The sequence below is a fragment of the Streptomyces sp. NPDC001980 genome (assembly GCF_040296885.1).
Lineage (GTDB): Bacteria > Actinomycetota > Actinomycetes > Streptomycetales > Streptomycetaceae > Streptomyces.
In genome coordinates, this window is the sequence record NZ_JBEOYD010000003.1 from 170,544 (window position 1) to 193,679 (window position 23,136).

General features: G+C 71.8%; 21 protein-coding genes. 6 read left to right on the forward strand and 15 right to left on the reverse strand.

From position 1 onward, the window contains the following. Positions 1 to 273: 273 nt before the first annotated feature. The 3 genes from ABT137_RS05400 (at position 274) to ABT137_RS05410 (ending at position 3,593) form a co-directional block, all read left to right on the forward strand. Positions 274 to 936, forward strand: a complete 663-nt coding sequence (locus ABT137_RS05400; RefSeq protein WP_351702813.1) for a bifunctional DNA primase/polymerase — start codon at positions 274 to 276, stop codon at positions 934 to 936. A 294-nt stretch (positions 937 to 1,230) separates the two neighbouring features. After that, on the forward strand, positions 1,231 to 2,004 hold the full coding sequence (locus ABT137_RS05405; RefSeq protein ID WP_351702816.1) for an ABC transporter ATP-binding protein: 774 nt from the start codon (positions 1,231 to 1,233) through the stop codon (positions 2,002 to 2,004). Beyond that, the gene (locus tag ABT137_RS05410; protein WP_351702819.1) at positions 2,001 to 3,593 is read left to right on the forward strand and encodes a transporter; all 1,593 of its coding nucleotides are present in this window, start codon (positions 2,001 to 2,003) and stop codon (positions 3,591 to 3,593) included. Before ABT137_RS05405 ends, ABT137_RS05410 begins: the two co-directional genes overlap by 4 nt. A gap of 334 nt (positions 3,594 to 3,927) precedes the next feature. On the opposite strand, the gene ABT137_RS05415 is transcribed toward ABT137_RS05410, so the two are convergent. The 3 genes from ABT137_RS05415 to ABT137_RS05425 form a co-directional block, all read right to left on the reverse strand. Continuing rightward, a complete protein-coding gene (locus ABT137_RS05415; RefSeq protein WP_502984475.1) occupies positions 3,928 to 4,038 on the reverse strand; it encodes an Lrp/AsnC family transcriptional regulator in 111 nt (36 codons plus the stop codon). Between the two features lie 103 nt (positions 4,039 to 4,141). Then, positions 4,142 to 5,002 carry an alpha/beta fold hydrolase gene (locus tag ABT137_RS05420; protein ID WP_351702822.1) on the reverse strand — a complete coding sequence of 287 codons (861 nt, stop codon included), beginning with the start codon at positions 5,000 to 5,002 and terminating at the stop codon, positions 4,142 to 4,144. Positions 5,003 to 5,536: 534 nt separating this feature from the next. Next, complete coding sequence (locus ABT137_RS05425) at positions 5,537 to 6,229, reverse strand: iron-dependent transcriptional repressor DtxR (RefSeq protein WP_351702825.1); 693 nt, start codon at positions 6,227 to 6,229, stop codon at positions 5,537 to 5,539. A gap of 388 nt (positions 6,230 to 6,617) precedes the next feature. On the opposite strand from ABT137_RS05425, the gene ABT137_RS05430 reads away from it, so the two are divergent. Beyond that, on the forward strand, positions 6,618 to 7,373 hold the full coding sequence (locus ABT137_RS05430; RefSeq protein WP_351702828.1) for an SIS domain-containing protein: 756 nt from the start codon (positions 6,618 to 6,620) through the stop codon (positions 7,371 to 7,373). Between the two features lie 7 nt (positions 7,374 to 7,380). Here the strand turns inward: ABT137_RS05430 and ABT137_RS05435 are convergent, their stop codons facing one another. From ABT137_RS05435 to ABT137_RS05445, 3 genes are all read right to left on the reverse strand, one after another. Continuing rightward, positions 7,381 to 8,802 carry a PAS domain-containing protein gene (locus tag ABT137_RS05435; protein WP_351702831.1) on the reverse strand — a complete coding sequence of 474 codons (1,422 nt, stop codon included), beginning with the start codon at positions 8,800 to 8,802 and terminating at the stop codon, positions 7,381 to 7,383. A 114-nt stretch (positions 8,803 to 8,916) separates the two neighbouring features. Beyond that, positions 8,917 to 9,357 carry a GNAT family N-acetyltransferase gene (locus tag ABT137_RS05440; RefSeq protein WP_351702834.1) on the reverse strand — a complete coding sequence of 147 codons (441 nt, stop codon included), beginning with the start codon at positions 9,355 to 9,357 and terminating at the stop codon, positions 8,917 to 8,919. Continuing rightward, a complete protein-coding gene (locus ABT137_RS05445) occupies positions 9,354 to 9,758 on the reverse strand; it encodes a RidA family protein (RefSeq protein WP_351702837.1) in 405 nt (134 codons plus the stop codon). Before ABT137_RS05445 ends, ABT137_RS05440 begins: the two co-directional genes overlap by 4 nt. A 45-nt stretch (positions 9,759 to 9,803) precedes the next feature. On the opposite strand from ABT137_RS05445, the gene ABT137_RS05450 reads away from it, so the two are divergent. Beyond that, positions 9,804 to 10,451 (forward strand): class I SAM-dependent methyltransferase, encoded by a 648-nt coding sequence (locus ABT137_RS05450; RefSeq protein ID WP_351702840.1) that lies wholly within the window; start codon positions 9,804 to 9,806, stop codon positions 10,449 to 10,451. 407 nt (positions 10,452 to 10,858) lie between these two features. Here the strand turns inward: ABT137_RS05450 and pdxH are convergent, their stop codons facing one another. After that, a complete protein-coding gene (gene pdxH, locus ABT137_RS05455) occupies positions 10,859 to 11,593 on the reverse strand; it encodes a pyridoxamine 5'-phosphate oxidase (RefSeq protein ID WP_351703603.1) in 735 nt (244 codons plus the stop codon). A 121-nt stretch (positions 11,594 to 11,714) separates the two neighbouring features. Here pdxH and ABT137_RS05460 point away from each other — a divergent pair, with 121 nt between their 5' ends. Continuing rightward, on the forward strand, positions 11,715 to 12,815 hold the full coding sequence (locus tag ABT137_RS05460; RefSeq protein WP_217546638.1) for a citrate synthase 2: 1,101 nt from the start codon (positions 11,715 to 11,717) through the stop codon (positions 12,813 to 12,815). A gap of 123 nt (positions 12,816 to 12,938) precedes the next feature. On the opposite strand, the gene ABT137_RS05465 is transcribed toward ABT137_RS05460, so the two are convergent. Genes ABT137_RS05465 through ABT137_RS05500 form a run of 8 tightly spaced genes read right to left on the reverse strand, consistent with a single transcriptional unit; the run spans position 12,939 to position 23,132 of the window. After that, positions 12,939 to 13,553, reverse strand: a complete 615-nt coding sequence (locus tag ABT137_RS05465) for a TetR/AcrR family transcriptional regulator (RefSeq protein WP_502984481.1) — start codon at positions 13,551 to 13,553, stop codon at positions 12,939 to 12,941. Then, positions 13,550 to 14,284 (reverse strand): enoyl-CoA hydratase family protein, encoded by a 735-nt coding sequence (locus tag ABT137_RS05470; RefSeq protein WP_351702846.1) that lies wholly within the window; start codon positions 14,282 to 14,284, stop codon positions 13,550 to 13,552. Before ABT137_RS05470 ends, ABT137_RS05465 begins: the two co-directional genes overlap by 4 nt. Further along, complete coding sequence (locus ABT137_RS05475) at positions 14,281 to 15,876, reverse strand: 4-coumarate--CoA ligase family protein (RefSeq protein ID WP_351702849.1); 1,596 nt, start codon at positions 15,874 to 15,876, stop codon at positions 14,281 to 14,283. The genes ABT137_RS05470 and ABT137_RS05475 overlap by 4 nt, the downstream gene beginning before the upstream one ends. Positions 15,877 to 15,934: 58 nt before the next feature. Next, positions 15,935 to 17,101, reverse strand: a complete 1,167-nt coding sequence (locus tag ABT137_RS05480) for an acyl-CoA dehydrogenase family protein (protein WP_351702852.1) — start codon at positions 17,099 to 17,101, stop codon at positions 15,935 to 15,937. A 55-nt stretch (positions 17,102 to 17,156) separates the two neighbouring features. Continuing rightward, a complete protein-coding gene (locus ABT137_RS05485; RefSeq protein ID WP_351702855.1) occupies positions 17,157 to 19,001 on the reverse strand; it encodes an acetyl/propionyl/methylcrotonyl-CoA carboxylase subunit alpha in 1,845 nt (614 codons plus the stop codon). A gap of 8 nt (positions 19,002 to 19,009) precedes the next feature. Continuing rightward, a complete protein-coding gene (locus ABT137_RS05490) occupies positions 19,010 to 20,608 on the reverse strand; it encodes an acyl-CoA carboxylase subunit beta (protein ID WP_351702858.1) in 1,599 nt (532 codons plus the stop codon). Continuing rightward, positions 20,605 to 22,341 (reverse strand): acyclic terpene utilization AtuA family protein, encoded by a 1,737-nt coding sequence (locus ABT137_RS05495; RefSeq protein WP_351702861.1) that lies wholly within the window; start codon positions 22,339 to 22,341, stop codon positions 20,605 to 20,607. The genes ABT137_RS05490 and ABT137_RS05495 overlap by 4 nt, the downstream gene beginning before the upstream one ends. Next, the gene (locus ABT137_RS05500; RefSeq protein WP_351702864.1) at positions 22,338 to 23,132 is read right to left on the reverse strand and encodes a TIGR03084 family metal-binding protein; all 795 of its coding nucleotides are present in this window, start codon (positions 23,130 to 23,132) and stop codon (positions 22,338 to 22,340) included. Before ABT137_RS05500 ends, ABT137_RS05495 begins: the two co-directional genes overlap by 4 nt. Between the last annotated feature and the right edge of the window lie 4 nt (positions 23,133 to 23,136).

Sequence of the window (23,136 nt, forward strand, 5' to 3'; positions counted from 1 at the left end):
GCGTACCCCCTGCGAGCTCCCGGTAGGGAAAAGATCCGGCCTTTGCGATCACTGCCCAGCGGACATACCGAAAATGCGGGACATGCGAGGATTGCCGGGTAAAGGCAGCGGAACTGCGGGGACGACCGCCACCAACCCCCCACGTGTGACTACCCGCTCACGCCCCGGTTCCTCCTGCGCGCCCCCACACATGCATCCATGCGCCCCAGTTGCGGAAAAGATGCTCCTCCCCCGCGCGCGTTACGCCCGTAACTCCAGGTGGGTGCGGGAGTTGTGTTGAGCGTGGAAGAGACGATCGTCGGCGCCGAAGCCGCTCAGATTCCGAAGCAGCGCGGGGAATCGCTGCTGGACACCGCCGTACGCTACGCCGAGGAGCGCCACTGGGACGTCTTTCCCGGCACCTGGCTGGAAGCGGCCGAGGGGGTGCAACGCTGTTCCTGTGGTGAGGTCGCGTGCGTCGCGCCCGGCGCGCACGCAGCGCGCCCGGACTGGGCGACGCAGGCGACCGGTAGTGCGACGGTGGCGCGCCGGATGTGGCAGAAGCAGCCGACGGCGTCGATCCTGCTGCCGACGGGACGTACCTTCGACGCGCTGTCCGTCCCGGAGACGGCGGGGTTTCTCGCGCTGGCGCGCATGGAGCGGATGGAGCTGACGCTGGGGCCGGTGACCCTGACGCCCGACCGCCGGATGCAGTTCTTCGTGCTGCCGGGTGCGGCGGTGAAGGTGCCGGACCTGGTACGGAAGATCGGCTGGTCACCGGCGTCGCTGGACCTCACGGCGCTGGGCGAGGGGGCGTATGTCCCCGCCCCGCCCACGCGGTACGGCTCGCGGGGGGCGGTGCAGTGGGCGTGCCGGCCGACGGCGGCGAACCGGTGGCTGCCGGATGCGGAGGAGCTGATCTCGCCGTTGGCGTATGCGTGCGGGCGGGATCGCTAGTCGCGGCTGCGTCTGCCGGGTACCTGATTCGTCGGCGGCTGCGGGTTCGTCGTGGCTGATCGCGCAGTTCCTCCCCCAGCCTTCGGCCGGGGGTACCCCCAGCGCCCCTTACGGGGCGTTGCAGTCGCGTCAGCTACATAGCTGCGGGCAGGCGTGCCGCAGGGCGGCACGGGTGGGCGCTGGGGGTCCCCCCTCTGGGGAAGGCACCCTGCCAGCGCCGGTAAGCGACACCCCCCGCCCCAGCCCCCACCCACGCGCACCCTCAAAACCTCGCCGCCCCCATAGGGTTCACCCATGACCGATGCCGTACGTGTTCGTGGGCTCTGGAAACGGTTTGGGCAGCAGGTGGCCGTCGGCGGGATCGACCTGTCGCTGCCCGCCGGGAAGTTCGTCGGGCTCGTCGGACCCAACGGCGCCGGCAAGACCACCACCCTCTCCATGGTGACCGGACTGCTCCGCCCGGATCAGGGCTCCGTCGAGGTCGTCGGCCACGACGTGTGGCGGGACCCGGTAGCCGTGAAGGCCCGCATCGGCGTCCTCCCCGAAGGCCTCCGCCTCTTCGAACGGCTCTCCGGCCGCGAACTGCTCGGCTACTCCGGCCGGCTGCGCGGTCTCCCCGGCGCCGAGGTCGACAAGCGGGCCACCCAGCTCCTCGACGTGCTCGACCTCGCCGGCGCCCAGCACAAACTCGTCGTCGACTACTCGACCGGCATGCGCAAGAAGATCGGGCTCGCCGCCGCGCTCCTCCACAACCCCGAAGTCCTCTTCCTGGACGAGCCGTTCGAAGGCGTCGACCCGGTGTCCGCGCAGACCATCCGGGGCGTGCTGGAGCGGTACACCGCCTCCGGCGCGACCGTCGTCTTCTCCTCCCACGTGATGGAGCTCGTCGAGTCGCTGTGCGACTGGGTCGCGGTGCTGGCCGCCGGGCGGATCCGCGCGACGGGGACGCTGGAAGAAGTGCGCGGGGCGCATCCCACCCTCCAGGCCGCGTTCCTGGAGCTGGTCGGGGCGAACGGCCGGGACACGGCCTCCGACCTGGACTGGCTGGGCGGCGGGGCGGCCCGATGACGGACGTGACCGCCACCGTCGTACGGCTGAAGCTGTCGCTGCTGCGCAACGGGCTGCGGCAGTCCGGCGGCCGGCGGGCCGCGTTCGTCGCGTCGGCGGTCGTCGCGCTGCTGTTCGCGGCACTGCAACTGCTGGGCCTGGTCCTGCTGCGCGGGCACGCGCACGCGGACGCGGTGGCCGTCCTCGGAGCCGCCGTACTGGCCCTGGGGTGGGCCTTCATGCCGCTGTTCTTCCCGGGCGGCGACGAGACCCTGGACCCGACCCGACTGGTGATGCTCCCGCTGCGGCCCCGGCCGCTGGTACGGGCCCTGCTGGCCGCCTCGCTGGTCGGCATCGGCCCCGTGTTCAGCCTGGTGCTGCTGGTGGGCTGCGCGGTGTCGGTGGCGCACGGCGCGGCCGGTTACGGCGTCGCGGTCGTCGCCGTCGCGCTCGCGCTGCTGGTCTGCGTGGCCCTCGCGCGTACCGTGGCCACCGCGAACGTACGGCTGCTCAGCAGCCGCAAGGGACGTGACCTGGCCGTCCTGAGCGGCCTGGTCATCGCCGTCGGGGCACAGCTCGTCAACTTCGGCGCCCAGAACCTCGGTTCGGCCGGACTCGGCAGGCTCGCGCCGGTGGCCGACGTGGTGCGCTGGCTGCCGCCCGCGTCGGCGATCGGCGCGGTGCACTCCGCGAGCGAGGGGTCGTACGGCACGGCGGTCCTCCAGCTCGGCGTGTCCCTCGCCGCGCTGGCACTGCTCGTCGGCGCCTGGGCGCGGACGCTGACCCGGCTGATGACCTCACCCGACGGTTCCACGCTCCAGGCGCCCGACGCGGCCGCCCGGGGCCGTTCGCCCGGGACCGGCGGTCTCGGCCGGCTGCTGCCGGGCGGACGCACCGGTACGGTCATGGCGCGCAGCCTGCGCTACGTCTGGCGCGACCCCAAGACCAAGGCCGCCTGGGTGACCTCGCTGGCCATCGGCCTGATCGTGCCCGTCTTCAACGCCCTGCAGGGCACCGGGTCGGTCTACTTCGCGTGCTTCGCCGCCGGGATGCTCGGCATCCAGATGTACAACCAGTTCGGGCAGGACACCTCCGCCTTCTGGATGGTGGCGACGACCATCTCGTCCCCGCGGGACGCCTACGCCGAACTGCGCGGGCGGGCGCTGGCCCTGCTGGTGATCACCCTGCCGTACGCCCCACTGGTGACCGTCCTGACCACGGCCATGCTGGGCGACTGGCCCCGGCTGCCCGAGGTGCTCGGCCTCTCCTTCGCCCTGCTCGGCGCGATGCTGGCGACCGGCGCCTGGACCTCCGCCCGCTTCCCGTACTCCATCCCCCAGGAGGGCCACAAGAACGTCGCCCCCGGCCAGGCCGGCCTCGCCTGGATCGCGATCTTCGGCGGCATGGTCTCGGCGGCCCTGCTGTGCTCACCCGTCATCGCCCTGACGATCGCGCTGAACGTGAGCGCGGGGGGCGCGGAGTGGACCTGGCTGCTGCTGCCGGTGGGGGCGGCGTACGGGGCGGGGATCACGTGGGCTGGACTGCGCCTGGCGGCACCGCGTACGGCGGCCTGCCTGCCGGAGATCCTGACGGCCGTCAGCAAGGGGTGACGGCAGTGACGGCGGCGGCCCGGCGGTTCAGAGGGCCGAGAGACGGCCGTCCTGGAGGCGGGTGCCGGCCTGCTTGAGCCGGTGCAGCGCCGGAACGACGTGTAGGCGAGATCGACGGCCACGTACACCGTGTGCTCCGCCGGCAGCTGCTCCAGCCGCGTCGACACCCGCGCCCGGCTCCAGCCGGTGCTGCGGGCCAGTTCGACCACCCCCGCACGGCCGTCACGCGACAGCTCCGTCAGCAGCGGTACGTCGGCATCGGCCGGCCCACCCGTCCGGCGCCGCTCGTGCTCACCCCGGGGTGCGCCCGGACCGGCCGGGCGCCGCGCTTCGCTCAGGGCGGGTGCGGTGCGCGGTAGCGGCGAGCCACGGTCTGCTCCGACACCCCCACGGCTTCGGCGATCCGCCGGAACGGCATGCGCCCGTCCGCCAGGAGGCACTGCACGAACCATGTCCACCCGCCTCAACACCGTCCTGCGCCAGGCACCCGCCCCCGGACCTGGATGATCGCCTCGGAGCCGCTCGTCCTGACCGCCCGGACGGACCGGTCACTCCCCCAACCGGTCGAGAAAGGGCTCGACAGCCGCCCGCCAGGCATCCGGCCGGTCGTACGGCAGCAGATGCCCCGCATCAGCCACCTCGGCGTACTCCCCCTTCGGCAGCACCCGGACCATCTCCTGCGCCTCCGCCCGGCCCAGCTCCCCGTCGACCCCGCGCACGACCAGCGTGGGGCACGGCACCTGGGCCAGTTCCTCCCAGTGCGCGTCGTACACCCAGGTCTCCCGGGACCTCAGCATCCGGTCGGGGTCGAACACCGGCCGCCAGCCGTCGGCGCACTCGTGCATCACCTCGGCGTAGAACTCCCCGCGCGCGGGGCTGGGCCGCTCCACCCAGGGATCGTCCTCGCCGAACCACTTGCGTACGTCGGCGAGGGTGGCGAAGGGAACGGGCCAGGCCTTGAACCAGTCGGCCCACTCGCGCTGTGAGGCCGCGCCGAGCGCGGAGGCCCGCATGTCGCAGATGATCAGGCCCCGCACCAGTTCGGGGCGCTTCGCGGCGAGCTGCCAGGCGGTCAGCGCGCCCATGGCGTGGCCGATGAGCACGGCCGGGGCGAGGCCCAGCTGCTCGACGGCGGCCGCGGCGTCCTCGACGTACGCCTCGCGGGTGTAGGCGGCCTGCGGGGGCTTGTCGCTCTGGCCGTGGCCGCGCTGGTCGAGGGCGACGGCACGGTGCCGGCCGGCGAGCCAGCGGGCGGTGGACGCCCAGTGCGAGGCGCGGCCCATCAGGCCGTGCAGTAACAGCACGCCGGGAGACGAGTGGTCCGGATCCTCCGTCTTGGGCGGGTCCGCGAACTCCCAGGCGGCGAGGTGTACGCCGCCGGCTCCTGTCACGTCGATGCGCCGTGCCATGGGCCTGGCACCCCCCTAGCTCCGCGTGCCTAGTGTCGCCTCGTATCGCTTCGTGGCGCTTCCGTACCGCTGCAGATTATCGAACCCCTATTCGAAAATCGGGTTCCTGCGGGCAACACCCCTCATTCGAGTGACCCCTCCCCAGGCATGATCGGCGCCGCCGGGGGGATTTGTTCTGCGGGGGGCGGGCCGCTCGGGGAAGACGGTCCGAGGGGTTGACCCTGAGAGCTCGGGGCTCCGGGTCAGCACTGGGGAGGACAGGCCCCGGTACCGAAAGGTGCCGGGGCCAATCCCACGTCCAAGCACATGTCCGTGTTCACGTCTTCGGCACATCCTCCCCGCCCCCCTCAGGTCATATGCCTCTCGCGACAGCCTTGCACGCGAAACGTTCCAGCGCTGCGATTCGGCGCACTGAATCTCGGAAACGACGCGTTCGACACACCAGGGAGGGACGTCGACGACAGGCGTCAACTTCCGCACGAGCAACGGAAGTTGAACGATGATCCGATCTCGGCGATGATCCGGTTCCGGCGCTCAGCGCTTGGCGACGAACACGTGGGAGGCGACGTCCGCCTCCAGCTCGGCCGCCTCGCCGCCACTGCCCACCAGCACCCCGCCGGCCGACTCCGTCACGCTCACCACCGAACCGGGCTGCACACCCGCCCGCCGCAGCGTGTACATCAGCTGCGCGTCGGTCTGGATGGGCTCACCGATCCGGCGCACGACCACCGTCTTGCCGTCCGCGCCCGGGTCCAGGTCGGCCAGCGACACCATGCTCTCGTCCAGGAACGGGTCCGCGCCGTCCTTCTCGCCCAGCTCCTCCAGGCCCGGGATCGGGTTGCCGTACGGCGACTCGGTCGGGTGCCGCAGCAGCTCCAGGACGCGCCGCTCCACGGCCTCGCTCATCACGTGCTCCCAGCGACACGCCTCGGCGTGCACCTGCTCCCACTCCAGGCCGATCACGTCGACCAGCAGGCACTCGGCGAGCCGGTGCTTGCGCATCACGCGCGTCGCCAGCCTGCGCCCCTCGTCGGTCAGCTCCAGATGGCGGTCGGTGGCGACGGACACCAGACCGTCCCGCTCCATCCGTGCCACCGTCTGGCTCACCGTCGGCCCGCTCTGGTCGAGCCGCTCCGCGATGCGGGCGCGCATGGGGACGACGCCTTCCTCTTCGAGCTCGAGGATGGTGCGGAGATACATCTCCGTGGTGTCGATCAGTCCGGACATTCGTGCCCCTCGATTACCTCTGCCGGAAGCCCCGGCGGCGTGCGCTGGCCCTGCAACCAATTCTGCCGGATCCCACTGACAAGCGGGGGACACCGGAAAAACGGGGCGATGCGGGGCGTCCTTCGTCGCGGCACCCCCAGCCGCCGGCAGTCGTGCCTCCCCCGGCGCCTCAAGGGCCTGGGAGGTGCCCCCAGGGCGGCACGGGTGGGCGATGGGGGTCCCCCCGCTCGAGCGAAGCCGAGAGTGGGGGGGGCACCCGGCCAGCGCCGGTAAGCGTCCCCACCCCCGGCCCCACGCCCCCGCACAGCACAGGCCGTATTGACACCGACCTGGTCCAGACCTGAGGGTGATCCGCGACACAAACGCTGACGCCGCGAAGGGGCACCGCATGAGCGACGGCACGCCCGCCGACCTGTTCTTCGACGCCGCCATCGGCCTCCTGCAACGGGTCCGCGACGAGGAGGCCGAGGCCATCGCCGCCGCCGGCACCCTCCTCGCCGACACCGTCGCCTCCGGCGGCCGCCTGTTCGCCTTCGGCGCCGGGCACTCCTCCCTCGCCGCCCAGGACGTCGTCTACCGCGCCGGCGGCCTCGCCCTCATGAACCTCCTCGCCGCCCCCGGCCTCGTCGGCGTCGACGTCATGCCCGCCACCCTCGGCTCCCGCCTCGAACGCGTCGACGGACTCGCCACCGCCGTCCTCGACACCTCACCCCTGCGCGCCGGCGACGCCCTCGTGATCATCTCCCTGTCCGGCCGCAACGCCCTGCCCGTCGAGATGGCCATCAGCGCCCGCGACCGCGGCGCCAAGGTCATCGGCGTGACATCGGTCGCGTACGCCACCGAGACCACCTCCCGGCACGCCTCCGGCACCTACCTCAAGGACCACTGCGACATCGTCCTCGACTCGAAGATCGCCGTCGGAGACGCCGAACTCACCCTCGACACCATCCCGGCGCCCTTCGCGCCCGCCTCCACGGTCGTCACCAGCGCCCTGCTCCAGGCGGTCCTCGCCACCACCGCCGCCACCCTCGCCGACCGCGGCACCGAACCCCCGCTGCTGCGCTCAGGCAACGTCGACGGCGGCCACGAATGGAACGCCCGCGTGTTCGAGGAGTACCGCGACCGGATCTTCTACCAGCACTGAACGGCAGTCACTGCTGCCGCTCCTTCTCCAGGTGGGCGAGATCCAGCGCGGTCGCGATACGCACGGCCACGTCCTCGGCGTACGTCGCGTCCGCGCGCTCGAAACGGTTACGGCCCGACCCGCGCAGGAACGTCACGACGCCCAGCGTCCGCCCCCGGCTGCGCAGCACCGCGCACAACGCGTGCACCGCGTCCCCGGGCCACTGCCGGTCCAGCGCCCAGGCCCGCGCCCGGTCCAGCGGCACCGAACCGGCGTCCGCCCGCACACTCCCGGCCCGCGCCACGCACTGCAACGCCGGATGCCCCTCCTCGTAGCGCACCGGCAACCCCGCCGCACCCGTCAGCATGCTCGGCCCCGGCGTCCCCGACGGCGTGGCCGCGATCCGCACCAGCCGCACCGGCCCCACCTCCCCGTCGGCCCGGGAACCGCCCACCACCCGGTCGATCACCGCATGGTCGGCGAACCCGGCCAGCGCGAAGTCCAGATGGACGGTCGCCGCCTCCGCCGGATCCTCGCACTCCGCCGCCGCACGGGCCGCACGATGCAGCTGGTTGGCCCGGAAGCGCAGCATCGCCGCCTCCTGCTCGGCCTGCTTGGCCTCCGTGACGTCCTGGAACAGCCAGCCCACCCCGAGCGGCACCGGCTCCTCCGCGAGCGGCGACGCCAGCCGCAGGAACCCGGACCGCCAGCAGCGCCGCTGCTCGCCCTCCGCCGTCCGCACGCTCACCCACATCTCGGCCGGCGCCGGCGGCGCCCCCTCGGCCAGCACATGCGTCAGCGCGCCCTCCAGGTCCTCCACACCCAGCGCCAGCAACTCCCCCAGCGGCCGCCCGAGCGCCGACGTACGCCCGATACCGAGCGCCCGCGCGGCAAACGCGTTCACGACGGCGGGCCGCAGATCCGCGTCCACCACCACGACACCCCAGGCCGCGTCCTCGAACAGCGCCTCGCTCAGCGCGATCGACCGCTCCAGGTCGATCTGCGCGTGCACCTCGCTGAACGCGCAGTACACCCCCGCGGGCTTCCCGTCCGGCCCGCGCACGGCCGCCGACTGCGTCCGTACGAGCACCCGCCCGCCGTCCTTCGTGAGCAGCGCGAACTCGTGCACCTGGCGCCCCGGAGCATGCATGGCGGACAACAGCCGCCCCTCCACCTCATCGGCATCCGCCTCACGCACCGCCCACCCGGCGAACCCGGGCCGGCCCACCGCCTCGGCCGCCGTCCACCCCAGGATCCGCTCGGCCTCACGGTTCCAGTGGGTGACGAAACCGTCCGCGTCGAAGGCACACAGTGCCGCGTCCATGCCGTCGAGCAGCGCCGCGAGCAGGTCGGAACCACCCGAGTCCTCCGGAACATCCCGCTCCGGCTCCGGCTCGGGCTCGTCGGGCCCCAGCTCGTCCGTGGCCCCACTACGCCGGGAAGCACTCACCTGGACCCCCATCAGGCTCACTCGCTGCCCTTCATTCAACTCGAACGTGACGCAGCCCACACTGTGTTCCCACAAGATTGAAGGAATCGTTGCAACCTGCCGCCCGCCGCCCCTTCACAGCGCGAGCCGCAGATCCACCCACTCGTCACTCTCCCCGTCGAGCACATACCGCTCCACCTCGGCAAACCCGTACCGCCGGGCAAACCGCAACCCGTCCTCATTGACACCCAGCACACACGTCTCGACGACCTCGGCACCCTGCACACGCGCGTACGCGAGCACATGCTCGTACAAGGCCGCCCCGAACCCCCGCCGCCGAAACTCCGGCAACACCCGCGCGATCAAGGTCACCACCCCGTCGACGACAGGCCGCACAGTCGAACACCCCACGAGCACATCCCCGTCGTACACGTTCTCCAGCCGATACCCGCGCTTGAGCCGCTCCCCCGCCTCCTCGAACGACATCGCAGCAGGCGGCACAACAACGTTGTGCACATACCGCCACTCCTCCAGCGCCTCGTCGCCGCCGACGAGGACGACTCGAAGATCACTCACGCGTCCCCCTCCCCTTCTGCCGACCGCCGCGCGTAAACCTCGATCTCGATCTTCATCCGCGGATCCGACAGCCCGCACACCATCATCGTCGCCGCCGGCCGCACCTCCCCGAACACCCGCCGCAGCACCGGCCAGCACGGCTCGAAGTCCTCCCGCACCGGCAACAGGTACCGCACCCGCACCACATCCCCGAACCCACACCCGGCCTCCGCCAGCGCCGCCCCGATGTTCCGCAGACACTGCTCGGCCTGCTCCACCACGTCCTCGGAAATCGTCATCGCCGCATAGTCGAACCCCGTCGTCCCCGACACATGCACCCACTCTCCGTCCACCACCGCCCGCGCATACCCGATCTCCTCCTCGAACACCGACCCACTGAGAATCACCCGCCGCTTTGTCATGCACGGGATGCTAGGGGGCGCCACAGAGCCGTACGCTGCACGCGCATGAAGGATCTCGGCAAGCAGATCGCGTATTGGGACAGCGTCGGAGCCACGAAGACGTTCACCCACCCGGTCGACCTCACCTGGCTGGCCGGAGTGAGCCGGGCCGCCCGGGTCCTGGACTACGGCTGCGGATACGGACGCGTCACGGCCGAGCTGAGCGAGCACGGCTTCTCCGACGTGTCCGGCGCGGACCTCTCGCCCGCACTGATCGAACGCGCCCGCCGACTGAGGCCGGACCTGCGGTTCACGGTCCTGACATCCCCGCCGGAGCTGCCGTGCGATCCGGCCACCTTCGATGTCGTCCTGCTGTTCGCCGTGCTGACCTGCATCCCGGACGACGACACCCAGCGTGCACTCGTCACCGAGCTGAACCGCCTCCTGACACCCGGCGGACTGCTCTACGTCAGCGACATGGTCCTGCAGGACGACGAACGAAACCGGAATCGCTATGCCACCCACGCCGACCGGTTCGACACCCCCTACGGGGTGTTCACCACCGACGACGGTGCGGTCTGCCGACACCACGACATCTCGGAACTGCACACCCTCCTGTCCGACTTCGACCTGGTGGACCAGCGCCCGATCAAGGTCACCACGATGAACGGCCACCAGTCACAGGCCCTGCAACTACTGGCCCGCAAACGGTGAGGCTCGGTCGCCCGGCGCCCGGCCACCTCACCATGGCCAACCGCGTGACAACCTGCCTCGGCAGGAGACACACCCTCGACGCACTGTCCGTCGGTCGCCTCGACGGCGCATTTCTCCAAAAAACAGTTGAGCCTTTCCGGGCAGCTTCCTAGAGTGGCTGTTACTTCGGAAGGGAGGTGGTTCGGTAGATGTATGCATATCGGACGGAAGAGGTGGCTGCGGGCTAACGGCTCGCCACCACACGATGTGCGGTGCCGGACCGGCGTGCACGAGATGCACGCAGCCGGCCTAATCCAACGCAGTCACCCGACCCGCGAGCTCGCCGGTACGTCCGGCCGGCTTCTCCGCCGTACAGCGGAGGGACCCGAGCTCGCGGGTCGTCTGCGTTTGCGGGGCCTGTATGCGGCTCAGGGGCTAAGGCGTTCCACGTGCCAGGTGCCGTCGGGGTCGGCTACGTAGCGGAGGCGGTCGTGGAGGCGGTTCTGGCGGCCCTGCCAGAACTCGACGGTCTGGGGGGCGATGCGGAAGCCGCCCCAGTGCGGGGGGACCGGGACCTGTTCGCCCTCGGGGTAGCGGGCGCTGAGCTCCGCGTAGGAGGCGTCGAGTTCGGCGCGGGAGTAGATGACCGTGGACTGGGTGCTGGCCCAGGCGCCGAGCTGGGAGCCGTGCGGGCGGGTGCGGAAGTAGGCGGCGGTCTCGTCGCGGCCGGTGCGGCGGGCGGTGCCGGTGACGACGACCTGGCGGGCGATGGCGTGCCAGGGGAAGACCAGCGAGACGTAGGGGTTCGTGGCGAGGTCCTGGGCCTTGCGGGAGTCGTAGTTGGTGTAGAAGACGAAGCCGCGGGTGTCGTACTGCTTCATCAGGACCGTGCGTGAGCTGGGGCGGCCCTCGGCGTCGGCGGTGGCGACGACCATCGCGTTGGGTTCGTAGATCATGCCTCCCCCAGAGGGGGTACCCCCAGCGGCGGCCCGCGCGGCCTGTTCGAACCAGCGGGTGAACTGGTCCATGGGGTGTGCGGCCAGGTCGTGCTCTTCGAGTCCCTCGGCCCGGTAGTGCTTGCGCATCGCGGCGGGGTCGAGGATGGGGTCGTCGGAGGCGGTGGCGTCGCGATCGGTCACGCGGTCATCCTGCCGTATGCACATATGGGTCCGGGGCACATGTGACGCATACCTACCGTGGCACTGAGTGCCGCTGGGCTCCCCAACTCTGGCACTCGGGGTTATGGTGCAGTTGCCTCCGCCTACACCCTTGAGGAGCCGCCCCATGTCCGACTTCGTGCCTGGGCTCGAAGGAGTCGTTGCGTTCGAGACGGAGATCGCCGAACCGGACAAGGAGGGCGGCGCCCTGCGGTACCGGGGCGTCGACATCGAGGATCTGGTCGGGCACGTCTCGTTCGGGAACGTGTGGGGGCTGCTCGTCGACGGGGCCTTCAATCCGGGGCTGCCGCCGGCCGAGCCGTTCCCGATCCCGGTCCATTCAGGTGACATCCGGGTGGACGTGCAGTCGGCGCTCGCGATGCTGGCGCCGGTGTGGGGGCTGAAGCCGCTTCTGGACATCGATGCCGACCAGGCCCGGGAGGACCTGGCGCGGGCCGCGGTCATGGCGCTGTCGTACGTCGCCCAGTCGGCGCGCGGGCAGGGGCTGGCGATGGTGCCGCAGCGGGAGATCGACAAGGCGCATTCGGTGGTCGAGCGGTTCATGATCCGGTGGCGTGGTGAGCCGGATCCGAAGCATGTGGCGGCCGTGGATGCCTACTGGACCTCGGCTGCCGAGCACGGGATGAACGCGTCCACGTTCACGGCGCGGGTCATCGCCTCGACGGGTGCGGATGTCGCGGCCGCGCTGTCGGGTGCGGTGGGGGCCATGTCGGGTCCGTTGCACGGGGGTGCGCCCTCGCGGGTGCTCGGGATGATCGAGGAGATCGAGCGGACCGGGGACGCGGTGGGGTACGTCAAACGGGCGCTGGACCGCGGCGAGCGGCTGATGGGGTTCGGGCACCGGGTGTACCGGGCGGAGGATCCGCGGGCGCGGGTGCTGCGGCGGACGGCGCGGGAGCTGGGGGCGCCGCGGTTCGAGATCGCGGAGGCGTTGGAGAAGGCGGCGTTGGAGGAGCTCCACAATCGGCGGCCGGATCGTGTGCTGGCCACCAATGTGGAGTTCTGGGCCGCGATCATGCTGGACTTCGCGGAGGTGCCGGCGCACATGTTCACGTCGATGTTCACGTGTGCGCGGACGGCGGGGTGGTCGGCGCACATTCTTGAGCAGAAGCGGACGGGGCGGTTGGTGCGGCCGTCGGCGGAGTATGTGGGGCCGGGGGTGCGTCGTCCGCAGGACATCGAGGGGTACGGGGATATCGCCCATTAGAGGGGGGTGCGGCGGTACGTAGGCGGGTGCGGGTTGTGTGGGGTTGCTCGCGCCCACGCGGCGGAGCCGCAAATCGAATACAGCCCCGCGCCCCTGAAAATCGGGCGCTGCGCGCCCTGACTTTCACAGCACCTCGTCCAGGAGTGCCGCCCACTGTGTCACCACTCGCTCCCGTCGTGCCTTGTCGTCCGTGAGGAGATTCGCCAGGCCCAGGCCCCGCGCCATGTCCAGGAGGCCCTGGACCGTCTCCCGCGTACCCGGGCGGGATTCGTCGGCGGCGAGGAGGTCGACGGCGATGCGGTGGGTCTCGCGGCCCACTCGGGCCTCCAGCTCTGTCACCCGGGGGCGGAGCTGGTCCTCGTTGGAGGCGGCGACCCACAGGTGGAGGGCGGCGCGGAAGAGGGGGCCGGTGTAGAGGTCGACGAGGGCGGAGACGACGGCTCTGCGGTCGTCGGCCGCGCCCTGCGGGAACAGGGCGCGCAGGGCCGTGGAGCGTTCCTCGGCGACGTATTCGACGGCCGCCGTGAAGAGGTCCTCGCGGGTCGGGAAGTGGTGCTGGGCGGCGCCCCGGGAGACGCCGGCGCGTTCGGCGACGACGGCGACCGTGGAGCCGGTCCAGCCGTGTTCGGCGAGGCAGGCCACGGCGGCTTCCAGGAGCCGCTGCCGGGTGGCCCGGCTGCGGTCCTGTTTGGGGGCGCGTTCCGCCGTACTCGCCGCCGTACTCACACCCGTGTTCACACCACCCACGCCGCGTCCCGTCGTTCGAGGAAGGCTGTCATCCCCTCGCGGGCCTGGTCGGAGGAGAACAGCCGGGCCGAGAGTGCGGTGAGGGTGGCCGCGTCCCGGTCGAATGTCTCCAGCACCCTAGCCGTGAGCAGCTGTTTCGTCTCGGCCAGGGCCTGGGGTGCGGAGCGGCGGAGGCCGTCGAGGATGGGGTCGAGGGCGGTGTCGACGTCGTCGGCCGCGGTGGTGAGGAGACCGAGGCGGACGGCCTCGGCGGGGTCGAAGCGTTCGCCGGTGAGGTAGTAGCGGGCGAGGGCGCGGGGGTCGGTGCGCGGGAGGAGGGGCAGGGAGATCACCGCGGGGGCGACGCCGATCCGCACCTCGGTGAAGGCGAAGGTGGACTCGGTGGACGCGGCGGCCATGTCGCAGGCGGCGAGCAGGCCGAGGCCGCCGGCGCGGACGTGGCCGGTGACGCGGGCGACGACCGGTTTGGGCAGTTCGACGATCTGGCGGAGGAGGCCGACGAGCGCGTCGGGGTCGGGCGGGTCGCGCAGGTCGGCGCCGGCGCTGAAGGTCGTACCGGTGTGGGTGAGGACGACCGCGCGGACGTCGGGGTCCTTGGCGCAGTCGGTGAGGGCCTCGGCGAGCTCGGCGACGAGGGCGGCGGACAGGGCGTTGCGGGTGGCGGTGGCGTCGAGGCTGAGGGTGGTGACGGCACGCGCGTGTGCCCGTCCGATCAACGTCATGGGCGCTCCTCGGGTGCCGCGGTCTTCGCGAGGGCGCGCAGTTCGCGGCGGAGTATCTTCCCGGAGGCCGCGCGGGGCACTCCGGCGATGAAGGTGACCTTGCGGACGCGTTTGTAGGGTGCGACGCGTTCGGCGACGTACAGCATGGTCTCGTTCTCGGTGAGGTCGTCGGCGGTGGGCTGGCGGACGACGAAGGCGTGCGGGATCTCGTTGCCGTCCTCGTTGTAGTCGCCGACGACGGCGGCGTCGGCGATGCCCGGGTGGGTGAGCAGGAGGGCCTCCAGTTCGGCGGGGGCCACCTGGAAGCCCTTGTACTTGATGAGTTCCTTGACCCGGTCGACGACGAACAGCCAGCCGTCGGCGTCGGCGTGGCCGACGTCGCCGGTGTGCAGCCAGCCGTCGGTGTCGATCATGTCGGCGGTGGCGTCGGGGCGGCCGAGGTAGCCCTTCATGACCTGGGGGCCGCGGATGAGGATCTCGCCGGGTTCGCCGATGCCGATGTCCTTGCGGGGGTCGTCGAGGGAGACGATCCGCATCTCGGTGCCGGCGATGAGCTTGCCGACGGTGCCGGGCGGCGCGTGGTCCAGGGCGTCGAGCGGGGTGACGTGGGTGCCGGGCGAGAGTTCCGTCATGCCGTAGGCCTGGGCGACCGGTGGCAGGCCGAGGCGCTGCGAGCAGGCGGCGGCGAGGTGGGCGTCCAGGGGGGCGGCGGCGCTCATGACGTACTTGAGGGAGGACAGGTCGTAGTCGGCGACCGCGGGGTGCTTGGCGAGGGCGAGGACGATCGGCGGGGCGACGTACAGGCCGGTGATGCGGTGGTTCTGGATGGCGGCGAGGAAGGTGTCCAGGTCGAAGCGGGGCAGGACGACGACGGTGGCGCCCTTGCGGAGCGGCGCGTTCATGAGGGCGGTGAGGCCGTAGATGTGGAAGAGGGGGAGGACGGCGAGGATGCGGTCGCCGGGGCCGGCCGGGACGGCGGGTTCGAGCTGGGCGAGGTTGGTGGCGATCTGCCGGTGGGTGAGCATCACGCCCTTGGGGACGCCGGTGGTGCCGGAGGAGTACGGCAGGGCGGCGACGTCCTCGACGGGGTCGATGTCGACCTCGGGCTCGGGGGCTTCACTGGCCAGCATGTCGATCAGTGAGCGGTGTCCGGGTGCGCTGTCGCAGACGAATATCTCCGCTATGCCGCCGGCGAGTTCGGCGGCCCGGCGGGCGGCTTCCAGGAGCGGTGAGACGGTGACGATCCAGCGGGCCGCGGAGTCCTTGAGCTGTTTGGCGAACTCCTCGGGCGTGGCGAGCGGGTGCACGGTGGTGACGGAGGCGCCCGCGCGCGTGGCCGCGTAGAACGCCGTCGGGAAGGCGACCGTGTTCGGGCTGTGCAGGGCGAGGACGTCGCCCTTGCGGACGCCGGCGTCGGCGAACGCGGCCGCGATCCGCCGGTGGAACCGGTCCAGTTGTGCGTACGTGAGGGTGGTGCCGTCGGTCCCGTCGATCAGGGCGGGCGCGTCGCCGAACTCGGCGGCCCGGCCCAGCACGGCCTCGTGGATGGGGAGTTCTACCGGTGGAACGTCTGCGTACTCACTGCGGAACACGGTTCCTCCAAGGCGGCCTTGGGCCTCGGTACGGCCTCGGTTCGACCTGAGTGCGACCTCAGTACGACTTGGGCAGGCCGAGGGTCTGGTGGGAGACGTAGTTGAGAATCATCTCCCTGCTCACCGGAGCAATACGAGCCACACGCGCGGCCGTTATCAACGAGGCGAGCCCGAATTCCCGCGTGAGTCCGTTGCCGCCGAGGGTGTGCACGGCCTGGTCGACGGCCTTCACGCAGGCCTCGCCCGCCGCGTACTTCGCCATGTTGGCGGCTTCACCAGCGCCGATGTCGTCGCCCGCGTCGTACAGGTGGGCCGCCTTCTGCATCATCAGGCGGGCGAGTTCGAGGTCGATGTGTGCCTGGGCGAGGGGGTGGGCGATGGCCTGGTGGGCGCCGATGGGGGCCTTCCAGACGGTGCGGTCGCGCGCGTACTCGATCGCTTTGGAGAGCGCGTAGCGGCCCATGCCGATCGCGAACGCGGCCGTCATGATCCGTTCGGGGTTGAGGCCGGCGAACAGTTGCAGCAGGCCGGCGTCCTCGTCGCCGACGAGCGCGTCGGCGGGCAGCCGTACGTCGTCCAGGGTCAGCTCGAACTGCTTCTCGGCGGCGCTCAGTTCCATGTCGATGGGGCGCTTGTGGAAGCCCTCGGCGTCCGTCGGGACGATGAACAGGCAGGGCTTGAGGCTGCCGGTGCGGGCGTCCTCGGTGCGGCCGACGATCAGGACGGCGTCGGCCATGTCGACGCCGGAGATGAAGACCTTGCGGCCGGTGAGCAGCCAGTCGCCGCTCGCCGGGTCGCGGCGGGCGGTGGTGGTGATGCGGTGGGAGTTGGAGCCGGCGTCGGGTTCGGTGATGCCGAAGGCCATGAGGCGTGAGCCGTCGGAGAGTCCGGGCAGCCAGGCCCGCTTCTGTTCCTCGGTGCCGAAGCGGGCGATCACCGTGCCGCAGATGGCGGGTGAGACGACGAGCATGAGGAGCGGCGAGCCGGCGGCGCCGAGTTCCTCCAGGACGATGGAGAGTTCGGCGATGCCGCTGCCTCCGCCGCCGTACTCCTCCGGGAGGTTGACGCCGAGGTAGCCGAGTTTTCCGGCTTCCTGCCAGAGCTCGGTCGGGTGGCGCCCCTCGGCGATGGTGCGGGTGATGTAGTCGCGGCCGTACTTGGCGCCGAGGGCGGCTACCGCTGCGCGGAGTGCCTTGTGTTCGTCGGTTTCGATTTGGGGGGGCACGGTCGCTCCTTCGGGTGCGGGTCGTGTGTGGTTGCTCGCGCAGTTCCCCGCGCCCCTAAAGGGGCGCTTGCACTACTGCCAGTAGAGAGCCGGGCTCCACCTGTTGGCCCTCGGTCACGTGGAGGGCGTCAAGCGTTCCCGTCGTCGGAGCGGCGATGACGTGCTGCATCTTCATCGCCTCAAGCCACAGCAGGGGCTGGCCGGCCTCCACCGTCGCCCCCACCTCCAGCCCCTCCGCCATCCGTACGACCGTCCCCGGCATCGGTGCCAGCAAGGACCCCGGTGCCAACTGAGCCTTGGCATCGGGGAAGCGGGGCAGGGCGGTGAGGGGGGTGTTGTTGACGTGGACCTGGTTGCCGTAGCTCGACACCTCGAACTTGCGGTGTACGCCGTCGATGTCGAGTACGACCAGGCGCGCGCCCGCGTGCACGACGCGTACGCCGTCTGCCGTGAGGCCCTCGCGGGTGTGCCGGTAGTGGGCCTCGTGCTCCTCGCCGGCCATCAGGTAGCGCTTGGTCTGGGGCTGGGAGGGCAGGTTGCGCCAGCCGCCGAAGCGGGAGCGGCCGTGGGCGTCGGCCAGGGCGGCGGCGAGGGGGGCGTGCGGGTCGGCGGTGGGCGCCGTCAGTTCGGTGAGGTGACGGTCGTAGAAGCCCGTGTCCATGCGGGCCGTCGCGAACTCCTCGTGGCGCAGGGAGCGGACCAGGAGGTCGCGGTTGGTGGTGGGGCCGTGCAGGGTGGCCTGCTCCAGGGCGTGGGCCAGTTTGCGCAGGGCCTCCGGGCGGGTCGGGGCGTGGGCGACCGCTTTCGCGAGCATCGCGTCGTAGTGGACGCCGATCTCGTCGCCGTCGGTGTACCCGGTGTCCAGGCGGACGCCGGCCGGTACGGCGAGGCGGTGCAGGGTGCCGGTCTGCGGGGCCCAGTCGCGGGCGGGGTCCTCGGCGTAGAGGCGGGCCTCGATCGCGTGGCCACGCGCGCGTGGGGCGTCGAGGGGGAGAGCGTGGCCCTCGGCGACGCGGATCTGTTCCGCGACCAGGTCGAGGCCGAACACCGCCTCGGTGACGGGGTGTTCCACCTGGAGGCGGGTGTTCATCTCCAGGAAGTGCGCCTTGCCGTCGGCGACCAGGAACTCGACGGTGCCCGCGCCGACGTAGGCGACGGAGCGCGCGGCGCGCACGGCCAGCGCGTGCAGTTCCTTCACCAGCCCCTCGGGGAGGCCGGGGGCGGGTGCTTCCTCGATCACCTTCTGGTGCCTGCGCTGGAGTGAGCAGTCGCGCGTGCCGAGCGGCCAGACCGTGCCGTGCGTGTCGGCGAGGATCTGTACCTCGACGTGGCGGCCGCGCTCGATGTAGGGCTCGACGAAGACCTCGCCGTCGCCGAAGGCGCTGGCGGCCTCGGCGCGCGCGCCGTCCAGTGCGGCGCCCAGTTCGTCGAGGCGGCGCACGATGCGCATGCCGCGCCCGCCGCCGCCGGCGGCCGCCTTGACCAGCACCGGCAGGTCGGACTCGGTGACCTCGCCGAGCGGGGCGATGCCCATGAGCTCCTTGGCGCGGGTCTTGGAGGCCATCGACTCGATCGCCTCCGGGGGCGGCCCGATCCAGACCAGGCCGGCGTCGAGGACGGCGCGTGCGAAGTCGGCGTTCTCGGAGAGGAAGCCGTACCCGGGGTGCACGGCGTCCGCGCCGGCGCTCACGGCGGCCTTCACCACCAGGTCGCCGCGCAGGTAGGTGTCGGCGGGCGTGGCGCCCGGCAGCCGTACGGCGGTGTCGGCCACGCGCGCGTGGAGCGCGTTCGCGTCGGCGTCGGAGTGCACGGCGACGGTCCTGATGCCGAGGTCGGCGCAGGTGCGGAAGATCCGGCAGGCGATCTCGCCGCGGTTGGCGACGAGCAGGGTCGAAATCACGTGGTCCCTCACATCCGGAAGACGCCGAAGCCGCCGCGTGCGCCTTCGTAGGGGGCGGTGTGGATGGCGGACAGGCACAGGCCGAGGACGGTGCGGGTGTCGCGCGGGTCGATGACGCCGTCGTCGTACAGCCGCCCGGACAGGAACGTGGGCAGCGACTCGGACTCGATCTGCTGCTCGACCATGGCGCGCAGGGCCGCGTCGCCGTCCTCGTCGTACGGCTGGCCCTTCGCGGCGGCCGACTGGCGGGCGACGATCGAGAGCACGCCGGCGAGCTGCTGCGGGCCCATGACGGCCGACTTGGCACTGGGCCAGGCGAACAGGAAGCGGGGGTCGTAGGCGCGGCCGCACATGCCGTAGTGCCCGGCGCCGTAGGAGGCGCCCATGAGGACGGAGAGGTGTGGGACGCGGCTGTTGCTGACCGCGTTGATCATCATCGCGCCGTGCTTGATGATGCCGCCCTGCTCGTACTCCTTGCCGACCATGTAGCCGGTGGTGTTGTGGAGGAAGAGGAGGGGGATGTCGCGCTGGTTCGCCAACTGGATGAACTGGGCGGCCTTCTGGGACTCCTGGCTGAACAGCACACCCTGCGCGTTCGCCAGGATGCCCACCGGGTAGCCGTGCAGGCTCGCCCAGCCGGTGGCGAGGCTGGTGCCGTACAGCGGCTTGAACTCGTCGAAGTCGGACGCGTCGACGAGCCGGGCGATCACCTCGCGCGGGTCGAAGGGGATCTTGAGGTCGCCGGGGACGATGCCGAGGAGTTCGTCGGCCGCGTACTTGGGCGGTTCGGCGGGGCCGGGGTCGGGGTGGGCCTTGCGGTGGTTGAGGCGGGCGACCACGCGGCGGGCCTGGCGGAGCGCGTCCGGTTCGTCGACGGCGAAGTAGTCGGCGAGACCCGACACGCGCGCGTGCATCTCCGCGCCGCCCAGCGACTCGTCGTCGCTCTCCTCGCCGGTGGCCATCTTCACCAGGGGCGGTCCACCGAGGAAGACCTTCGCGCGCTCCTTGACCATGATCACGTGGTCGGACATGCCGGGGATGTAGGCGCCACCGGCGGTGGAGTTGCCGAAGACGACGGCGATGGTGGGGATACCGGCGGCCGAGAGCCGGGTGAGGTCGCGGAAGATGGCGCCGCCCGGGATGAAGATCTCCTTCTGGGAGGGCAGGTCGGCACCTCCCGACTCGACCAGGCTGATGCAGGGCAGCCGGTTGGCGAGGGCGATGTCGTTGGCGCGCAGCGCCTTCTTCAGCGACCAGGGATTGCTGGCGCCGCCGCGCACGGTCGGGTCGTTGGCGGTGATCAGGCACTCAACGCCTTCGACGATCCCGATGCCGGTGACCAGCGAGGCGCCGACGGCGTAGTCGCTGCCCCAGGCGGCCAGCGGGGACAGCTCCAGGAAGGGGGTGTCGGGGTCGAGGAGGAGTTCGATGCGCTCGCGGGCGAGGAGCTTGCCGCGCTTGCGGTGCCGTTCGACGTACTTCGCGCCGCCGCCCGCGAGGGCCTTGGCGTGCTCGGCCTCCAGGTCGGCGAGCTTGGCGAGCATGGCGTCACGGTTCGCCCGGTGGTCGGGGGTGTGCGTGTCGAGGGTGGTCTCGATGACCGTCACAGCAGGGCCTCCGGGATGTCCAGGTGGCGGGAGCGGAGCCATTCGCCGAGGGCCTTGGCCTGGGGGTCGAAACGGTGTTGGGCGGCCACACCCTCGCCGAGAATGCCCTCGACGGTGAAGTTGAGGGCGCGGAGGTTGGGGAGGACGTGCCGGGTGACCGTCAACCCGGCGGTCTCGGGGAGGAGACGGCGGAAGGTGTCGACGGTCAGGGTGTGCGCGAGCCAGCGCCACGCCTCGTCCGAGCGCACCCAGACGCCGACGTTGGCGTTCCCGCCCTTGTCCCCGCTGCGGGCCCCGGCGACGAGCCCGAGGGGCGCCCGCCGGGTGGGACCACCGGTGGCGTGCGGTGCGGGCAGCGGCTCGGGCAAGGGTGGTTCGGGCGGGTCCTGGAGTACGAGGGTGTCCTGGGCCGGCGGCACCGGGATCCGTCGTCCGTCGTGGAGGACGGCCACATGGGGCACGTCGCCATGGGGGACATACACATCCTCGAAGACCCCATAGGGTGCGCCCTTTCCCGGTGGGGCGAGCACATGGAAGCCGGGGTAGCTGGCGAGTGCCAGTTCCACGGCGGCACCGGTCAGCGCCCGGCCGACGGTCTCCTGGTCCCGGTCCCGCACGACGAGCCGGAGCAGCGCGCTGGCCGTCTCCTCGGTGTCCGCGTCGGGACGGTCGGTGCGGACCAGCTCCCAGCTGATGCCGGACGGCGGGGACTTGGCGAGGGCGTCGGTCAGCTGCTCGCGCACCAGCGCGGCCTTCGCCTCGATGTCGAGCCCGGTGAGCACGAAGACGACCTCGTTGCGGAAGCCGCCCAGCCGGTTGCGGCCGACCTTGAGGGTCGGGGGCGGGGCCTCGCCCCGGACGCCCTCGATCCGTACCCGGTCGGGGCCGTCCTGGCTCAGCCGCACGGTGTCGAGGCGGGCGGTGACGTCGGGGCCCGCGTAGCGGGCGCCGCCGGTCTCGTAGAGGAGCTGGGCGGTCACCGTGCCGACGTCGACGAAGCCGCCGGTGCCGGGGTGCTTGGTGATGACGCAGCTGCCGTCCTCGTGGAGTTCGGCGAGCGGGAAACCGGGCCGGCGCAGGTCCCGGCCGGCCCCCGCTGCGGCTTCGGCCCCCGCTCCGGCTCCGGCCCCTGCCTCGGCGAAGAAGGCGTAGTTACCGCCGGTGGCCTGGGTCCCGCACTCCAGGACGTGCCCGGCGACGACGGCGCCGGCGAGCCGGTCGTACTCGTCCGGCCGCCAGCCGAAGTGGGCGGCGGCGGGGCCGGTGACCAGGGCCGCGTCGGTCACCCGGCCGGTCACCACGATGTCGGCGCCGGCCCGCAGGCACTCGGCGATCCCGAAGCCGCCCAGGTAGGCATGGGCGGCGAGGCTGCCGGGGTGGGCGGCGGTCAGGTCGTCGCCCTCCACATGTGCGACGCGCACAGGTATGCCGAGCCGGTCGGCCAGCTGCCGTACGGCGTCGGCGAGTCCGGCCGGGTTGAGGCCGCCGGCGTTGGTGACGATCCGCACGCCCCGCTCCCGGGCCAGGCCCAGGCAGTCCTCCAGCTGACGCAGGAAGGTGCGGGCGTATCCGGCGCCGGGGTCCTTGAGCCGGTCGCGGCCCAGGATCAGCATGGTCAGTTCGGCGAGGTAGTCGCCGGTGAGGACGTCGAGTTCGCCGCCGGCGAGCATCTCGCGCAGCGCGTCGAAGCGGTCGCCGTAGAAGCCGGAGGCGTTGCCTATGCGCAGGGTCACGGGGTGCCGCCCTTCGGGGTGCGGCCGGGTCCTGGCGGGCCCGCGAAGGCCTGGGCGATGTCGAGCCAGCGGTCGGCGTCCGGGCCGGTGGCTTCGAGGGCGAGGTCGGCGCGGTGGGCGCGCTGGGTGACCAGGAGGCAGAAGTCGAGGGCGGGGCCGGTGACGCGGTCGTCGGCGTCCTCGGGTCCGTAGGTCCACAGCTCGCCGGACGGGGCGGTCAGTTCGACGCGGAACTCCTCGAACGGCACGGGCTGTCCGTGCACGCCGAAGGCGAAGTCGCGGGTGCGGACGCCGAGTCGGGCGATGTGCCGGAGCCGGTCGGTGGGGGTGCGGGACACACCCAGCGCGTCGGCGATGTCGAGGCCGTGGGCCCAGGTCTCCATCAGCCGGGCGGTGGCCATGGAGGCGACCGACATAGGCGGGCCGTACCAGGGGAAACGTGCCCGTGCGGGCGCCGCACGCAGCGCCTGGTCCAGGGCCTCGCGCCCAGCCCGCCAGTCCGCCAGCAACCGCGCGGGGGGCTTGGCGGCGCCTTCCTCGGCCCCGTTGTCCACGAAGTCCCCGGGCTGGGTCAGCGCCTTCTCGACCTCACGGGCGAAGGCGTCCTGATCGGTCACGGCCAGCAGCGAGGAGTGGTCGGTCCAGGCGAGGTGGGCGATCTGGTGGGCGACGGTCCAGCGCGGTGCGGGGGTGGCGAGAGCCCACTGCTCGGCTCCCAACTCGGCTACCAGCCGGTCGAGTTCCGCACTCTCCTCACGCAGGTCGTCGATGACGGGCGTCGGATCGGACATGGGG

Bases quoted from the DNA above. Each gene is read 5' to 3' on its own strand.
- ABT137_RS05420 (WP_351702822.1), bottom strand. From the start codon at position 5,002: ATGGCACGGCGCATCGACGTGACAGGAGCCGGCGGCGTACACCTCGCC.
- ABT137_RS05425 (WP_351702825.1), bottom strand. From the start codon at position 6,229: ATGTCCGGACTGATCGACACCACGGAGATGTATCTCCGCACCATCCTC.
- ABT137_RS05470 (WP_351702846.1), bottom strand. From the start codon at position 14,284: ATGACGTTGATCGGACGGGCACACGCGCGTGCCGTCACCACCCTCAGC.
- ABT137_RS05445 (WP_351702837.1), bottom strand. From the start codon at position 9,758: ATGACAAAGCGGCGGGTGATTCTCAGTGGGTCGGTGTTCGAGGAGGAG.
- ABT137_RS05450 (WP_351702840.1), top strand. From the start codon at position 9,804: ATGAAGGATCTCGGCAAGCAGATCGCGTATTGGGACAGCGTCGGAGCC.
- ABT137_RS05500 (WP_351702864.1), bottom strand. From the start codon at position 23,132: ATGTCCGATCCGACGCCCGTCATCGACGACCTGCGTGAGGAGAGTGCG.
- ABT137_RS05405 (WP_351702816.1), top strand. From the start codon at position 1,231: ATGACCGATGCCGTACGTGTTCGTGGGCTCTGGAAACGGTTTGGGCAG.
- pdxH (WP_351703603.1), bottom strand. From the start codon at position 11,593: ATGTGCATACGGCAGGATGACCGCGTGACCGATCGCGACGCCACCGCC.
- ABT137_RS05460 (WP_217546638.1), top strand. From the start codon at position 11,715: ATGTCCGACTTCGTGCCTGGGCTCGAAGGAGTCGTTGCGTTCGAGACG.
- ABT137_RS05430 (WP_351702828.1), top strand. From the start codon at position 6,618: ATGAGCGACGGCACGCCCGCCGACCTGTTCTTCGACGCCGCCATCGGC.
- ABT137_RS05410 (WP_351702819.1), top strand. From the start codon at position 2,001: ATGACGGACGTGACCGCCACCGTCGTACGGCTGAAGCTGTCGCTGCTG.